Source organism: Lacticaseibacillus suibinensis, assembly GCF_003946175.1.
Taxonomy (GTDB): domain Bacteria; phylum Bacillota; class Bacilli; order Lactobacillales; family Lactobacillaceae; genus Lacticaseibacillus; species Lacticaseibacillus suibinensis.
The window spans coordinates 51,662-64,989 of record NZ_RHOK01000001.1 but is presented as its reverse complement, the minus strand read 5'-3'; the positions used below and the strand labels follow the sequence as shown (position 1 = coordinate 64,989).

The following is a 13,328-nucleotide window of genomic DNA, read 5'->3' as shown; positions in this document are numbered from 1 at the left end:
ACGCAGGGCCAACGGGTCCTGCGTTTTTGAGTTAAGTTACCTTAGTCAAAGTTGTAATCATCGTCGTTCATCGCTTCCACCTGACCTAAACGGTAACCATTACCGACTTGAGAGAAGAAGTCATGGTTGGCAGTAGAAGTCGAGATCCCGTTCATCACAATCGGGTTCACGTCAGCGGCGGTGTCAGGGAATAAGGGGTCTTGGCCCAAGTTCATCAGTGCTTTGTTGGCGTTATACCGCAGGAAGGTCAAGACTTCCTCGGTCCAACTGGTTTTAGCGTACAAGTCATTGGTGTAGCCTTCCTCGTTGGCATAAAGGTCGTACAGCAAGTCATACATCCAATCACGCATTTTGGCTTGTTCGTCATCGCTGAGGGCATTAAAGCCGAGCTGGAACTTGTAGCCGATGTAGGTGCCGTGCACACTTTCGTCGCGAATGATCAGCTTTATAATTTCCGCCACATTGGTGAGCTTGTTGTTGCCCAAGTAGTAGAGCGGGGTGAAGAAGCCAGAGTAGAAAAGGAAGGTTTCCAGGAAGACGGAAGCCACTTTCTTTTCTAGCGGGGTGCCATTGTGATAGATATCGTTGATTTTGTTGGCTTTGTATTGCAGATGCGGGTTGGAATTGGTCCAGTTAAAAATCTCGTCGATTTCAGCAGGCGTATTCAGCGTGGAGAAAATCGTGGAATAGGACTTGGCATGAACCGATTCCATGAACTGAATGTTATTGAGCACCGCGCGTTCCTGCTGGGTGCGAATATTTTGCATCAAGCTGTTCATGCCATCTTGACTCTGCAAGGTATCCAGCAGGGTCAGGCCACCAAACACATGGCCGACGACCCACTGTTCGTCTTTGGTCAGCTTGCGCCAGTCATCCAAGTCATTGGACACCGGAATTCGGGTATCCAGCCAAAATTGCTCAGTGAGTTTTTCCCAAGTGGCCTTATCGATTTGATCTTCAATGTCGTTCCAGTTGATTGCCAGGTATTGCTTTTCTTCCGCCATGATGTCGCTCCTTTAAAGGTGATATGTAAGAACCGTGGGACGCCACGGCTCTCGAAAGCTGGCCATTGCTCATCGGTGCCAAAGGCGAGCTTTAGATCGAGCAGGATTCGCAGGCATTGCTGCCAATTTCTTCTTGATCATCGGTGTAGGTCCGGATGTAGTAAATGGACTTGATGCCTTTGTGATGGGCGTAGTTCCGCAGGATGTTCAAATCGCGGGTCGTCATCTTTTCAGTGCGGCCTTCCTTCCATGGGTAGAGGCCGGCTGGAATGGTGGAGCGCATGAACAACGTCAGCGACATGCTTTGATCAACGTGGGCCTGCGCAGCAGCATAGACATCAATTTCCTTGCGCATATCAATGTCGTAGGCACTCTTGTAGTAAGGTAAGGTGTCGTTGGACAACCCAGGCGCTGGGTAGTAAATCGTCCCAATCTTCTTTTCCTGCCGATCTTCGATGCGGTTGACGATTGGCTGCAGGGAAGCAGAGGTGTCATTGATGTAAGAGATTGAGCCGTTTGGCGCCACGGCGAGCCGGTTTTGGTGGTACAAACCATCCTTCATCACGGCAGCCTTCAGTGCGGCCCAGTCTTCGGCGGTCGGCACATGAATGTCAGCGAACAGCGCCTTGACCTTAGCCGTCTTCGGCGCAAAGTCCTCAGTCAGATACTTGTCGAAATAGCTACCGTCCGCGTACTTGCTGGCGGCAAAGTTGTGGAAGACCTGGCCGCGTTCAGCCGCAATCTTGTTGGACGCCTTGAGGCTGTAGTAGTTTAAGAGCAGGAAGTAGACATTGGTGAAGTCCAGCGCTTCCTCATCACCGTAAGCCATGTGGTTCAAGGCAAAATAGGTATGCAGCCCCATGGCACCGAGGCCAATGGAGTGGGCCAGCTCGTTACCGTGCTGCACCGAAGGCACCACGTCAATGTTGCTGGTATCGGTCACGAAGGTCAAGGCGCGCACCATCGATTCCACACTCTTGCCAAAATCAGGGCTCTTCATCAAGTTAGGAATATTGGTCGAGCCCAAGTTGCAGGACACATCGGTCCCTAGCACATCGTAACCCTGGGCATTGTTGATCACGCTTGGGGTTTGCACCTGCATGATTTCCGAGCAAAGGTTACTCATAATGATTTTGCCGGCGATAGGGGAGGCATTGTTGGCGGTATCGATGTTGACGATATACGGATAGCCAGATTCTTGCTGGAGCTTCGAAATTTCGTTTTCGAGGTCGCGGGCCTTCAGCTTGTACTTCTTGATCTTCGGATTAGCGACCAGGTTGTCGTATTCCTTAGTAATGTCGATGTAGGAGAACGGCTGGCCGTATTCCCGCTCAACGGAATGCGGGGAGAAGAGGTACATATCAGCGTCTTCACGGACGAGTTCATAATACTTGTCAGGGACGATGACACCGAGACTCAGGGTCTTCAGGCGGTATTTTTCGTCGGCGTTTTCTTTCTTGGCACCAAGGAAGCTAATAATATCAGGATGGAACACGTTCAAATAAACCACGCCGGCCCCTTGGCGTTGGCCGAGCTGGTTGGAATAGGAAAAACTGTCTTCCAGCAATTTCATGACCGGTAAAACGCCACTGGCGGCGCCATCGATGCCTTTGATCGGGGCACCGGCTTCACGCAAGTTTGACAAGGTCAACCCCACGCCGCCACCAATCCGGGATAGCTCCAAGGCCGAGTTGATCGCCCGACCAATCGAATTCATATCGTCGGACACCTGGAGTAAGAAACACGACACCAGTTCACCACGGCGCTGGCGCCCAGCGTTCAAAAACGAGGGGGTCGCGGGCTGATAGCGCTGGTGAATCATTTCATCGGCTAACGCCATCGCCAACTCTTCATTCCCGTCGGCAAAATAGAGCGCATTGGCAAAGACGCGGTCCTTGAAATCCTCCAAATAGTATTCGTTGTCATCAGTCTTCAAAGCATATTGCGCGTAGAACTTGTAGGCCGCCATGAACGACTTGAACTCAAAATGGGCATTGCTCAAAAAATCGTTGAGCTGCTCTATGAAAGCGGGCTGATACTTATCCAGCATCGCTGCTTCATAGTAGTCATGCTCCACCAAGTAAGCGAGGCGATCCGTCAGCGAAGCAAAAGTCTTCGTGTTCGGAATTACATTTTCTTTCAGGAAGGCTTGGAGCGCCGCCTTGTCCTTCGCCAACGGAATCTGACCATCCACTGGAATGTTGATTTCGTTGTTCAACGCGTAATAGGTTACTTCATCTGGTTTGATCTCACTGAGTGCCATATTGTCACCACTTTCACAAGGATTAGGGGTCAAAAAAAGCTGGCGCTTAGCCAGCCAGTTGCTTCAATGCTTCTGGGCGGAACCCGTAAAAGGATTTCAGGCCATCTGCTTCCAGCACCGGAACGGCTTGGAACCCTTGATCCTTCAGGTAACCGATGTATTCAGGCTCTTCGTTGATGTTGTGTTCAACGAAAGAGATGTTGTGCGTCTTCAGGTAGTTCTTTGTCATCCGGCATTGTGGACAGCCGTTTTTGGTAAATAACGTAATATTGCTCATGTTCGTCACGCTTTCTGTATTTGATGATGGCTTTATCATACTGGATATTGTATATAGTGTCAAATAAAAACACCACATCTTGTAGGCAAAAAGTCAGACCCCAAGATATGGTGTTCCCCCGAACTGATAACAACAATTATACCCCGCCTGTCCAAATAAGAGAAGCCCTTGGACACTTTATTTTTCACCACGGCAGCAACTCGTTATAATAGAAGGTGATCAAAGGAGATGTTTAGCATGAACGCTGATAAGAAAGCCGACCATGCCGCTGAAGTTGACATGGTCGATGGGCTAATTGATTACGCCAACCAGCACGCCCAAACCAAGGACGTGGCCCAGGCAGTGCTGGCCGCCGCCACCCCAAATCTCACCGGTTTGGATACTTTATTCAAGGACGGGGGCATCGAACGCAAAGATTTTCTCGCCATTGCGACTGGCTACATCACGGACCGTTATCACTTAACCGGTGATGAGCTCGCCAGCAAGCGCACAGAACTGATTACTGCGGCCATTCATATTCTCAAAGATAATCCCAAAGCCTTTGACGCCTGGGTGCGATAGGCTGAACCCTGAAGGTAGCAGGAGGGTGCACCAACCATGTTCACGCTCAAGCAAAGTGCAACACGCATGCCAAGAATCATACCAGAATCTGGGTTTAGCGAGTCGTCATGTTATGGAGCGGATCAGAGTGGGGCGGCGCTGCCCCACCCTGATTCGCGGCGCCAGAAGTCAAAATAACCGCCCTGATGCCATGCATCAAGGCGGTTTTGCGTTATCGCGTTACAGAATCGGTGACAGCAGGCGTGAAGCGTACTGCTTGAACCGCAACCAGCGGCCTTGGCTGCGAATGACCGCGGCAGACAGGAAGAGACTTTCCTTTTGATCCGCCTCAAAGGCTTCAGTCAACTGGTGGGCGATGGCCTCGTCGTAAACGAAGGCGTTGACCTCAAAGTTCAACTTGAAACTACGAATATCGAAGTTCGCCGAACCGACACTAGCAATCGCATCATCGACAATCAACGTCTTGGCATGCAAGAACCCATGCTGGTAGTGGTAAACCTTGATGCCAAAGCGGCTAAGATAATTGGCGTAATACTGCGTCGCCCGGAAAATGAAGGGGTGATCCGGCATATCTGGGACCATCACCCGCACATCAATGCCGGCCAGCGCCGCGGTGATCAACGCATCCATCGCAGTATCATCAGGAATGAGGTAAGGCGTCTGAAGCCAAACGGACTTGGTGGCGCTGGCAATCATTTTGACGTAGCCATATTTGATTTGTTGGGCATTGGAGTCGGGTCCGCTGGCAACAATTTGCATCGGCGTGGCCCCGACATGCGCCACCCGTACGTTTTCTCGCGTGATGGCATCGGTCGCGTAGGGCTCAGCTTGATCATCTGGGACAGTCGCATTCCAGTCCATCAAAAACTGCATTTTCAACGCGTAAACCGTGTTACCAACGATCCGCAAATGCGTGTCACGCCAAAAGCCAAATTTCGGCTTGCGCGAAACGTACTGGTCGCCGACGTTAAAGCCGCCGATGTAGCCGACTTCATCATCAATCACCACCACTTTCCGGTGCAGCCGGTAGTTCAAGCGAAAGTCCAGGAATAAATGCTGCGAGCTGAAGTAGGCTTCCGCCTTGCCGCCAGCTTCAAGCAGCGGCGCCCAGAACTTCGGGCCAGCACCCATACTGCCCCAGGCATCATACAGCACCTTGACCTCAACGCCAGCTTTGGCCTTGGCAATCAAATGATCGCGCAGCTCGGTGCCCAGCTGGTCAGCATAAATCGTGTAGTATTCAATGAACACATGATCCGTGGCCGCATCGATATCAGCAAACAGGGCGGCGAACTTTTTCTCGCCATCGAAATACAACGTGACGTCATTGCTGCCCAGCACAGGGGCGTTGGCCGTATTCAAGAATAGCGTGGTGAGCTCTTTGGCCGCCGGCGAAGCCACTGCCGCTGGCAACAACTGACCATGGGTGTTCGCGCGCTTTTGCATTGCCACGAAGGCTTTGACCCCGCGGTGATACTCAGTTTGAATGGCCCGCACTTTCTTGGCGGATAGCCCGCGGCCGGCGAACAGGTACAAGCCGAACCCGATGACGGGCAGAAAAATCAACACCATCAGCCACGCCCAGGTGGTGGGAATATCCCGGACTTCCCGCAAAACGGTGAAAATCGCGGCAAGGGTGTTCAGAACTAAAATGGCAACAATCAAGCTACTGACAAGTGACATAACGGCCTCCTGGCGCGTGACATGGGCAATTGTGGGTTTACTTACAAAAGATAAGCTGATACACTAATATTATCCTAAAGATGAAAGAGGTATTTCCTGTGAACAATGACTTACTTAACCTGTTGAAGCAGCGCCGCTCAATTTATGCCTTGGGCAAAAACGTCAAGCAAAGCTATGATGAAATCGTGGACCTGGTCGAAAATGTGATTCAGGCCACCCCATCCGCTTTCAACTCGCAAACGACGCGGGCGGTCTTCTTATTCGGCGCTAAGCATGATGCCTTGTGGGACATTGTGGTCAAGCGGCTGAAGTCAGAAGTCCCAACTGAAGCAGCCTATGAAGCCACCAAGCAGAAGATTGCCAGTTTCAAAGCCGCTTACGGCACCATCTTGTATTTAACCGACGAACCAATTGTCCGCAAGCTGGAACAAGATTTCCCGCTGTATGCTGATAATTTTGCCACCTGGGCAGAACAAGCACAAGGTTCCAGTCAACTGAACGCATGGGTGGCCTTGGCCAACAACGGGATCGGCGCGAGCCTGCAGCACTACAACCCGATTATCGATGAGCTGGTCCGCGATGAATTCAACTTGCCAGCCACCTGGACGCTGCGCGCCCAGATGCCATTTGGCTCGATTGAAGCCCCAGCCCAGCCAATCGAAAAGATGGCCAAGGCTGATCAGTTCAAAGTGTTGAAGTAACCCCATTGATATTCACAAGGCCTGAGCAATCAGGCCTTTTCTTGTGCCTCGGCGAGGTGGAGGCCTTGTTGCGCCAGCATATGCGCGCCTTGATTTTGCTTATCGGGAATCCATTGCCAAACCACCAATGAGAACTGGTCGCACAAGGCGAGCAATTTTGTGACATAATCACCATAGTGCTTGGCGTAGCGTTTATTCAGGGCATCAATCACGATTTGAGAGTCGCTGTAGAAGCTGACTGGGCCAGTGAGGTCTCGGTCCAAAAGGGCCTGAAAGCCGGCGATGGCGGCCAGAAACTCGGCTTCGTGGTTGGCCATTGGGGGCAGCGGTTGATGAAGCTGAATCTGCTCTTTGGCGGCCACGATCAAAATCCCAATCCCGCCAAGCCCATGATTGCCTTTTATGGCTGCATCTGTGTATAGTTTAACCATCATTGTTCTCCAAGGAAGTGTGACTGTGAAGAAGCGGTTTTTGATTCAACCCGCGTGGCTCGATTTTAGCATGTTTTGGGCGGTGATCGTGCTCGGAATCTCAATATCGGTCATTGTGCAAATGGAATTAGTCGGCTATGGACCCATCAGCTGGGTGGCAGTCGTGATTTTGCTGGTCACGCTGCTAATTGCGGGGCTGCAGGTGTGGCGCTCGCAACTCATTATCACCGATCAGCTGGTGACGATTCGGCGCCTGCTGCCAGGCAACACGCTGGCAGTCCCGCCGCTGCATATCACCGCCATGCAAGTGGGGCGCAATCAGATTCGCCTGCAAACCACTGATTACGGTTGGCTAACCTTGGTCCATTTTGGCCGTCAAACGGCTTTGACGGCAGCGTTGGAATCGGTCATTTTGCAAAACGAAAGGGGATAACCGTCGTGTCTGATATTGAAATTGCCCAAGCAAATGAAGCTACCGAAATGAAACCCATCACCGCCATCGGCGCCATGGTGGGGTTAAGTGCCGATGATTTAGAACCTTATGGCAAAAGCAAAGCCAAGCTCACCCTGGCCGCCTTGAAACGTCTGCGGCAACAGTCGCAAGGTAAGTTGGTACTCGTCACGTCCATCAATCCCACACCAGCTGGCGAAGGCAAGTCAACGGTGACGATTGGCTTAGGTGATGCCTTGCGCCTGCGTGGCCAAAATGCGGTCATCGCGCTGCGGGAACCTTCGCTCGGCCCGGTGATGGGGATGAAAGGCGGCGCTACTGGCGGTGGCTATGCCCAAGTCGTGCCGATGGAAGACATCAATCTGCATTTCACTGGAGACATGCACGCCTTAACGACTGCCGTCGATACCTTAGCCGCCTTGATTGATAATCATTTGCAGCAAGGCAATGCTTTGAATATCGATCCCCGCCGAATTTTATGGCGGCGGGTGCTGGATATCAATGATCGTGCCTTGCGCCATGTGACCATTGGCCTCGGCGGGGTGACTTCCGGCGTCCCGCGGGAAACCGAGTTTGATATCACCGTTGCCAGCGAATTGATGGCGATTTTATGCTTAGCGGAGGACTTGGCTGACCTCAAGGCGCGAATCGCCCGCATCGTGATTGGCTACACCTATGACCGCACGCCAGTCACCGTGGCGGATCTAGGCGTCACCGGCGCGATTGCCATGCTGCTGCGCGATGCGATCAAGCCGAACCTGGTGCAAACCTTGGCTCACACCCCAACTTTGATTCACGGCGGCCCCTTTGCCAACATTGCCCACGGTTGCAACTCGATTCTGGCGACGCGCACGGCACTGGCGCTAGGGGACATCGCCATTACCGAAGCTGGTTTTGGCGCTGATCTCGGCGGCGAGAAGTTCATGGATATCACCGCCCCTGCTTTAGGTAAAACCCCTGACGTGGTGGTGATTGTTGCAACGGTGCGCGCCTTGAAGTACAACGGCGGCCAAAAGCTGGCCTCATTGACCGAAGAAGACCGGCCAGCCTTACAAGCCGGATTCGTCAACCTGAAACGCCACATTCACAACATGAAGCGCTATGGCGTACCAGTGGTGGTCGCCATCAATGAATTCGCCACAGACACCGAGGCCGAACTCAACGATCTCATCAGCTTGTGCGAAGCGGCTGGGGCCACTGCGGTACGGGCCAACGTGTGGGGTGAAGGCGGCCATGGCGGTTTGGCGTTGGCCGATGCCGTGACCGCAGCGCTCCAGCAGCCAGCTGATTTCACACCGCTGTATGACAACGCTGCCGCACCGAAAGCCAAAATCGAGACGATTGTGCAACAGATTTATGGTGGCCGGGATGTTGTGTATGACCACAAGGCGGAGTTGGCTTTGAAGACGATTGCTAAAAATGGCTGGGATCAGTTGCCAATTTGCATGGCCAAGACGCAGTATTCGTTTTCGGATGATGCCAAAGCCTTAGGCGCGCCGAGTGATTTCACCATTCATGTGCGCGATGTGGTGCCGCGGCTGGGCGCTGGGTTCCTGGTGGTAATGACCGGGTCAGTGCTGACCATGCCTGGGCTGCCAAAGCAACCCGCGGCGTTGAACATGGATGTCTCTGATGACGGTGTGATTTCTGGTTTGTTCTAGGAGGTTCAATGTGATTGTTCCAATGATTGTGGTGGCGCTACTGGTAGCGCTGGATCAGGTGGTGAAGGCCTGGGTCGTGGCCCACATTGCCGTCGGGGAAACCGTGGCGTTTTTACCTGGGCTGGCTTTGACCCATTTGCAAAATGATGGTGCCGCCTTTTCCATGCTGCGAGGGCAGCAATGGTTCTTCTATTTGATCACGGTGATTTCCTTGGTCGTCGTGGCTTGGCTCTGGCGCGATGCCAAGCACAGCCGCTTCTACAAAGCTGGCTTGGTGCTGATTTTGGCCGGCACCTTAGGCAACTTTATCGATCGGTTGCGGTTTGGCGCGGTCACTGACATGTTTGAAACCACCTTTATGAATTTTGCCATTTTCAACGTGGCAGATGCCTGCTTGACCATCGGCGTCATCATCGTGGTGATTTATTTGCTGTTCATGGACGGAAAGGAGCACCCGTCACGTTAGCCTTCACAATCAGCACCCAAAGCGGCCGGCTGGATAAGGTGATTGCCGACCAATATCCGGATTTTACCCGCTCGCAGGTGCAAAAATGGCTCGCAGCTGGCCTGGTTCAACTTAATGGCAAAGCCGCTAAAGGCAAGGAAAAAGTCCAACCCGGTGACCAGATCCGCCTTGACCCGCCAGCGCCAGCGCCGCTGGAAGCTAAACCGGAACCGATGCCACTGGATATTGTGTACGAAGACGACCAGGTGATTGTCGTCAACAAGCCGCAGGGCATGGTGGTGCATCCGGCGCCGGGGCATCCTGATGGCACGCTGGTGAACGGCTTGCTTGCGCACACCACTTTTGCCGGCATCAATGACGTGCTGCGGCCGGGCATTGTGCATCGCATCGACAAAGATACCAGTGGCCTTCTGATGGTCGCCAAAATGCAAACTGCGATGCTAAGCTTGTCCGCCCAACTGAAGGCCAAAACCACCCAGCGCGAATACTGGGCGATTGTGCATGGCCGTTTCAAGGCGGCCAGTGGCACGGTGGATGCGCCGCTCGCGCGAGATCCGAAAGATCGCAAGCGCCAAGCCATTGTCGAAGGCGGGCGGCGGGCAGTGACCCATTACACGGTGCTGGAACAATTCGACCATTACGCCTTGGTCAAATGTGTGCTGGAAACCGGCCGTACCCATCAAATTAGAGTGCATATGGCGGCGCTACATCATCCCTTGGCCGGCGATCCCTTGTACGGCCCGCGGGTGACGTTGCCCAACGCCGGTCAGTTTCTGCATGCGCGGCTGCTGGGCTTTGAGCACCCAACGTCAGGCAAGCACCTGACCTTCACCGCCGAACCACCCGCGCTATTTCAAGAAACTTTGGCGGATTTGCGGGCAGGCATTGACAAGACGCGGCGGGTTCGCTAGACTAACGGTAACTTAATAAGAGCACCTTTAACTAAGTCCAGAGAGGCTTGGAAGGTCACGTGTCTGCTGCGGCAGACGATAGGTTCGCATAGGCCGCCTTCTATACCCAAACTGGATATAGGAGGCGGCTTTTTTGGTCACATGACCAAGGAAAGGAAGAACAATGGCAAAACAAGTGGTAGACGCAGTAACCATGCAGCGCGCTTTGACCCGGATTACGTATGAGATTATCGAGCAGAACAAGGCGTTAGACGAATTGGTGTTGGTGGGCATCAAAACGCGCGGCATTTATCTTGCCGAGCGCATCGCCAGTCGCCTCAAGCAGCTGGAAAACGTCGATGTGCCAGTGGGGGAGCTTGATATTCGCTTGTATCGCGATGATGTGCACAAAGCCGATCACCGCCAGCAGCCGGATGTGACCGGGAGCAGCTTACCGGTTTCCATCACCGACAAACATGTGATTTTGGTCGATGATGTGATTTTCACCGGCCGCACCATTCGCGCCGCGCTGGATGCCTTGATGGATCAGGGCCGCCCGCAGCAGATCAGCCTCGCTGTGTTAGTCGATCGTGGCCACCGCGAACTGCCAATCCGGCCAGATTTTGTCGGCAAGAACATTCCTACTTCGCGGCATGAGGAAATCAATGTGGCGGTCAGTGAAATTGACGGCCAAGATGGCATCTCAATCGGTCAACTGGAGGATTAGCATGAAAGCATATCATGATGATGACGCGATTTTAGATATCCACGATAAACCCAAGTTCGGCCAATGGCTGGGCTTATCCATTCAGCACTTGTTCGCCATGTTTGGCTCCACGGTCCTGGTACCCATTCTGGTTGGCTTGGATCCCAGCATTGCCTTATTCTCCAGCGGGGTCGGGACGCTTTTGTACATTCTCATCACCCGCGGTAAAATTCCCGCTTACATGGGCTCGAGTTTCTCCTTCATCGTGGTGATGCAGGCCTTGATGAAAGGCGCCGGTTACCCGGCCATTGCCCAAGGGACCATCGCGGTGGGCTGCGTCTACCTGGTGGTGGCTTTGATTGTGAACTTTGCCGGCTCCGCTTGGATCGACAAAGCCTTACCGCCCATCGTGGTGGGGCCGATCGTCATGGTCATTGGGCTGAGCCTAGCCGGCACTGCGGCAACCGACGCCACGATGCGCACGATTTCTGCCACCAAGAGTGTGTATGATATCCGCTACTTTATCGTCGCAATTGCCACCTTGGCCGCGACCATCATTTACAACATGTACTTAAAGAAATTCATCAGCTTGTTGCCCATTTTGCTGGGCCTGATTACCGGCTACATTCTGGCGTTGTTGATGGGGATTGTCGACTTTACGCCGGTGATGCAGGCCAAATGGTTCTCACTGCCAGCCTTCCAAATCCCATTTTTGACCTACCAGCCGCACTTATACTTAGACGCCATTTTAAGCATGGCGCCGATCGCCTTTGTCACCATGACGGAGCACATGGGCCACATCATGGTGCTGGATGAAATGACGCACCGCAACTTCTTCAAAGATCCTGGCCTGAACCACACCTTGGCTGGGGACGGGACGGCTTCCATTATTGCCGGCTTCGTCGGTGGCCCGCCAGTCACTTCCTACGGCGAAAACATCGGCGTCATGGCCATGACCAAAGTCCACAGCGTGTGGGTGATCGGCGGGGCGGCCGGGTTTGCGGTGCTCTTCGCCTTTATCGGCAAGCTGTCAGCGCTCATTCGCACCATTCCCAGTCCGGTCATCGGCGGGATTTCCTTCTTGCTCTTCGGGGTCATTGCCTCCAACGGGCTGAAGGTGCTGATCGATAACAAAATTGATTTCGGCTTAAAGCGCAACTTGATGATTGGTTCGACCATTTTGGTCATTGGGATTGGCGGCACCACCTTACAGCTGGGCAGCTTCATGTTCAGCGGCATCGCCTTAGCCACCGTGATTGGCATTTTCCTGAACTTTGTGCTGCCACAACGCGCAGCAAATGAGGAGGAACCGGCAATTGAAAAACATTGAGCATTTTGTCTCAGCAACGCAAGTCGATCCAGACTTTGCTGAAAGTTTGATTGCCCGCGCTGAAGCCTTCAAGGCCGGCGCCAAGCCGCAACTTGACTTGCCTTACTACGCGGCCAACTTATTCTTTGAAAATAGCACCCGCACGCATACCAGCTTTGAAATGGCCGAGCGTAAACTGGGCATGACGGTGCTACCGTTCAACCCCAGTCAAAGCTCCACCACCAAAGGCGAAACCTTAGGCGACACCTTGCGCACGCTGGCTGCCATCGGGGTGCAAGTCGCCGTGATTCGCCATCCAGCAGATGATTACTATGAACCGCTCATGGCGGACCACATCCCGCTGCACATTGTGAACGCCGGCGACGGGGCCGGTCAGCATCCTTCGCAAATGATGCTGGATCTGATGACCATCAAGGAAGAATTCGGTCACTTCGAAGGCCTAAAAGTCGGCATCGTTGGCGATTTGGCGCATTCGCGCGTCGCCCGCAGCGATATGGCGATGCTGACGCAGCTCGGCGCCAAGGTCAGCTTCTCTGGGCCGCGCGCTTGGTACAACGCCGATTTTGCCGAATTTGGGCCATATGTGCCATTAGCTGAACTGGCCAAGCAGGTCGATGTGCTCATGCTGCTGCGGGTGCAGCTCGAACGTCTCAGCGCCGCCGAACGCAGCGAATTCTCGGCTGAAACTTACCATGAACGCTTTGGCGTCACCCAAGCCATTTACGATAGCATGAAACCCACCGCCATCATCATGCATCCCGCCCCGGTCAACCGCGGGGTAGAGATCCAAAGTGATTTGGTCGAAGCCAGCCGCTCGCGGATTTTTAAGCAAATGCACAACGGCGTGTTTATGCGCATGGCCATGCTTGAGGCCGTGTGCCAACCCCATTAGCTGAGGAGGCAA

14 protein-coding genes are annotated in these 13,328 nt (G+C 53.4%); 9 read left to right on the top strand and 5 right to left on the bottom strand.

Annotated features, from left to right (window positions below; all coding sequences use genetic code 11):
* Window positions 1-41 precede the first annotated feature (41 nt).
* From nrdF to nrdH, 3 genes are all read right to left on the bottom strand, one after another.
* Window positions 42-1,004: a class 1b ribonucleoside-diphosphate reductase subunit beta gene (gene nrdF / locus EKM90_RS00295; protein WP_125579015.1), complete on the bottom strand. Its 963-nt coding sequence runs from the start codon at window positions 1,002-1,004 to the stop codon at window positions 42-44.
* A gap of 91 nt (window positions 1,005-1,095) precedes the next feature.
* Window positions 1,096-3,267, bottom strand: coding sequence for a class 1b ribonucleoside-diphosphate reductase subunit alpha (gene nrdE / locus EKM90_RS00290; RefSeq protein WP_125579014.1), 2,172 nt, complete (start codon window positions 3,265-3,267; stop codon window positions 1,096-1,098).
* A gap of 46 nt (window positions 3,268-3,313) precedes the next feature.
* The gene (gene nrdH, locus EKM90_RS00285; RefSeq protein ID WP_125579013.1) at window positions 3,314-3,544 is read right to left on the bottom strand and encodes a glutaredoxin-like protein NrdH; all 231 of its coding nucleotides are present in this window, start codon (window positions 3,542-3,544) and stop codon (window positions 3,314-3,316) included.
* A 237-nt stretch (window positions 3,545-3,781) separates the two neighbouring features.
* Between nrdH and EKM90_RS00280 the strand changes: the two genes are divergently transcribed.
* Window positions 3,782-4,105 carry a hypothetical protein gene (locus tag EKM90_RS00280; RefSeq protein ID WP_125579012.1) on the top strand — a complete coding sequence of 108 codons (324 nt, stop codon included), beginning with the start codon at window positions 3,782-3,784 and terminating at the stop codon, window positions 4,103-4,105.
* 219 nt (window positions 4,106-4,324) lie between these two features.
* Here EKM90_RS00280 and cls read toward each other — a convergent pair whose 3' ends face one another.
* Window positions 4,325-5,788: a cardiolipin synthase gene (gene cls / locus EKM90_RS00275; protein ID WP_125579011.1), complete on the bottom strand. Its 1,464-nt coding sequence runs from the start codon at window positions 5,786-5,788 to the stop codon at window positions 4,325-4,327.
* 98 nt (window positions 5,789-5,886) lie between these two features.
* Between cls and EKM90_RS00270 the strand changes: the two genes are divergently transcribed.
* Window positions 5,887-6,489: a nitroreductase family protein gene (locus tag EKM90_RS00270; RefSeq protein ID WP_125579010.1), complete on the top strand. Its 603-nt coding sequence runs from the start codon at window positions 5,887-5,889 to the stop codon at window positions 6,487-6,489.
* 29 nt (window positions 6,490-6,518) lie between these two features.
* Here EKM90_RS00270 and EKM90_RS00265 read toward each other — a convergent pair whose 3' ends face one another.
* Window positions 6,519-6,920 (bottom strand): ribonuclease HI family protein, encoded by a 402-nt coding sequence (locus EKM90_RS00265; RefSeq protein ID WP_125579009.1) that lies wholly within the window; start codon window positions 6,918-6,920, stop codon window positions 6,519-6,521.
* 25 nt (window positions 6,921-6,945) lie between these two features.
* On the opposite strand from EKM90_RS00265, the gene EKM90_RS00260 reads away from it, so the two are divergent.
* The 7 genes from EKM90_RS00260 to EKM90_RS00230 all read left to right on the top strand — a co-directional run bounded on the left by EKM90_RS00260 (window position 6,946) and on the right by EKM90_RS00230 (window position 13,316).
* Complete coding sequence (locus EKM90_RS00260; protein ID WP_125579008.1) at window positions 6,946-7,353, top strand: EbsA family protein; 408 nt, start codon at window positions 6,946-6,948, stop codon at window positions 7,351-7,353.
* A gap of 5 nt (window positions 7,354-7,358) precedes the next feature.
* On the top strand, window positions 7,359-9,032 hold the full coding sequence (locus tag EKM90_RS00255) for a formate--tetrahydrofolate ligase (protein WP_125579007.1): 1,674 nt from the start codon (window positions 7,359-7,361) through the stop codon (window positions 9,030-9,032).
* A gap of 10 nt (window positions 9,033-9,042) precedes the next feature.
* The gene (gene lspA / locus EKM90_RS00250; RefSeq protein ID WP_125579006.1) at window positions 9,043-9,498 is read left to right on the top strand and encodes a signal peptidase II; all 456 of its coding nucleotides are present in this window, start codon (window positions 9,043-9,045) and stop codon (window positions 9,496-9,498) included.
* An 8-nt stretch (window positions 9,499-9,506) separates the two neighbouring features.
* On the top strand, window positions 9,507-10,409 hold the full coding sequence (locus EKM90_RS00245) for an RluA family pseudouridine synthase (protein WP_225422654.1): 903 nt from the start codon (window positions 9,507-9,509) through the stop codon (window positions 10,407-10,409).
* 163 nt (window positions 10,410-10,572) lie between these two features.
* Window positions 10,573-11,115: a bifunctional pyr operon transcriptional regulator/uracil phosphoribosyltransferase PyrR gene (gene pyrR / locus EKM90_RS00240; RefSeq protein WP_125579004.1), complete on the top strand. Its 543-nt coding sequence runs from the start codon at window positions 10,573-10,575 to the stop codon at window positions 11,113-11,115.
* A gap of 1 nt (window position 11,116) precedes the next feature.
* Entirely contained in the window at window positions 11,117-12,424 is a 1,308-nt protein-coding gene (locus EKM90_RS00235) for a uracil-xanthine permease family protein (protein WP_125579003.1), read from the top strand.
* Window positions 12,393-13,316, top strand: coding sequence for an aspartate carbamoyltransferase catalytic subunit (locus EKM90_RS00230; RefSeq protein WP_125579002.1), 924 nt, complete (start codon window positions 12,393-12,395; stop codon window positions 13,314-13,316). The genes EKM90_RS00235 and EKM90_RS00230 overlap by 32 nt, the downstream gene beginning before the upstream one ends.
* Window positions 13,317-13,328: the final 12 nt, after the last annotated feature.

Coding starts and splice junctions, on each gene's coding strand:
- nrdF (WP_125579015.1), bottom strand. CDS start 1,004: ATGGCGGAAGAAAAGCAATACCTGGCAATCAACTGGAACGACATTGAA.
- nrdE (WP_125579014.1), bottom strand. CDS start 3,267: ATGGCACTCAGTGAGATCAAACCAGATGAAGTAACCTATTACGCGTTG.
- nrdH (WP_125579013.1), bottom strand. CDS start 3,544: ATGAGCAATATTACGTTATTTACCAAAAACGGCTGTCCACAATGCCGG.
- EKM90_RS00280 (WP_125579012.1), top strand. CDS start 3,782: ATGAACGCTGATAAGAAAGCCGACCATGCCGCTGAAGTTGACATGGTC.
- cls (WP_125579011.1), bottom strand. CDS start 5,788: ATGTCACTTGTCAGTAGCTTGATTGTTGCCATTTTAGTTCTGAACACC.
- EKM90_RS00265 (WP_125579009.1), bottom strand. CDS start 6,920: ATGGTTAAACTATACACAGATGCAGCCATAAAAGGCAATCATGGGCTT.
- pyrR (WP_125579004.1), top strand. CDS start 10,573: ATGGCAAAACAAGTGGTAGACGCAGTAACCATGCAGCGCGCTTTGACC.
- EKM90_RS00235 (WP_125579003.1), top strand. CDS start 11,117: ATGAAAGCATATCATGATGATGACGCGATTTTAGATATCCACGATAAA.
- EKM90_RS00230 (WP_125579002.1), top strand. CDS start 12,393: ATGAGGAGGAACCGGCAATTGAAAAACATTGAGCATTTTGTCTCAGCA.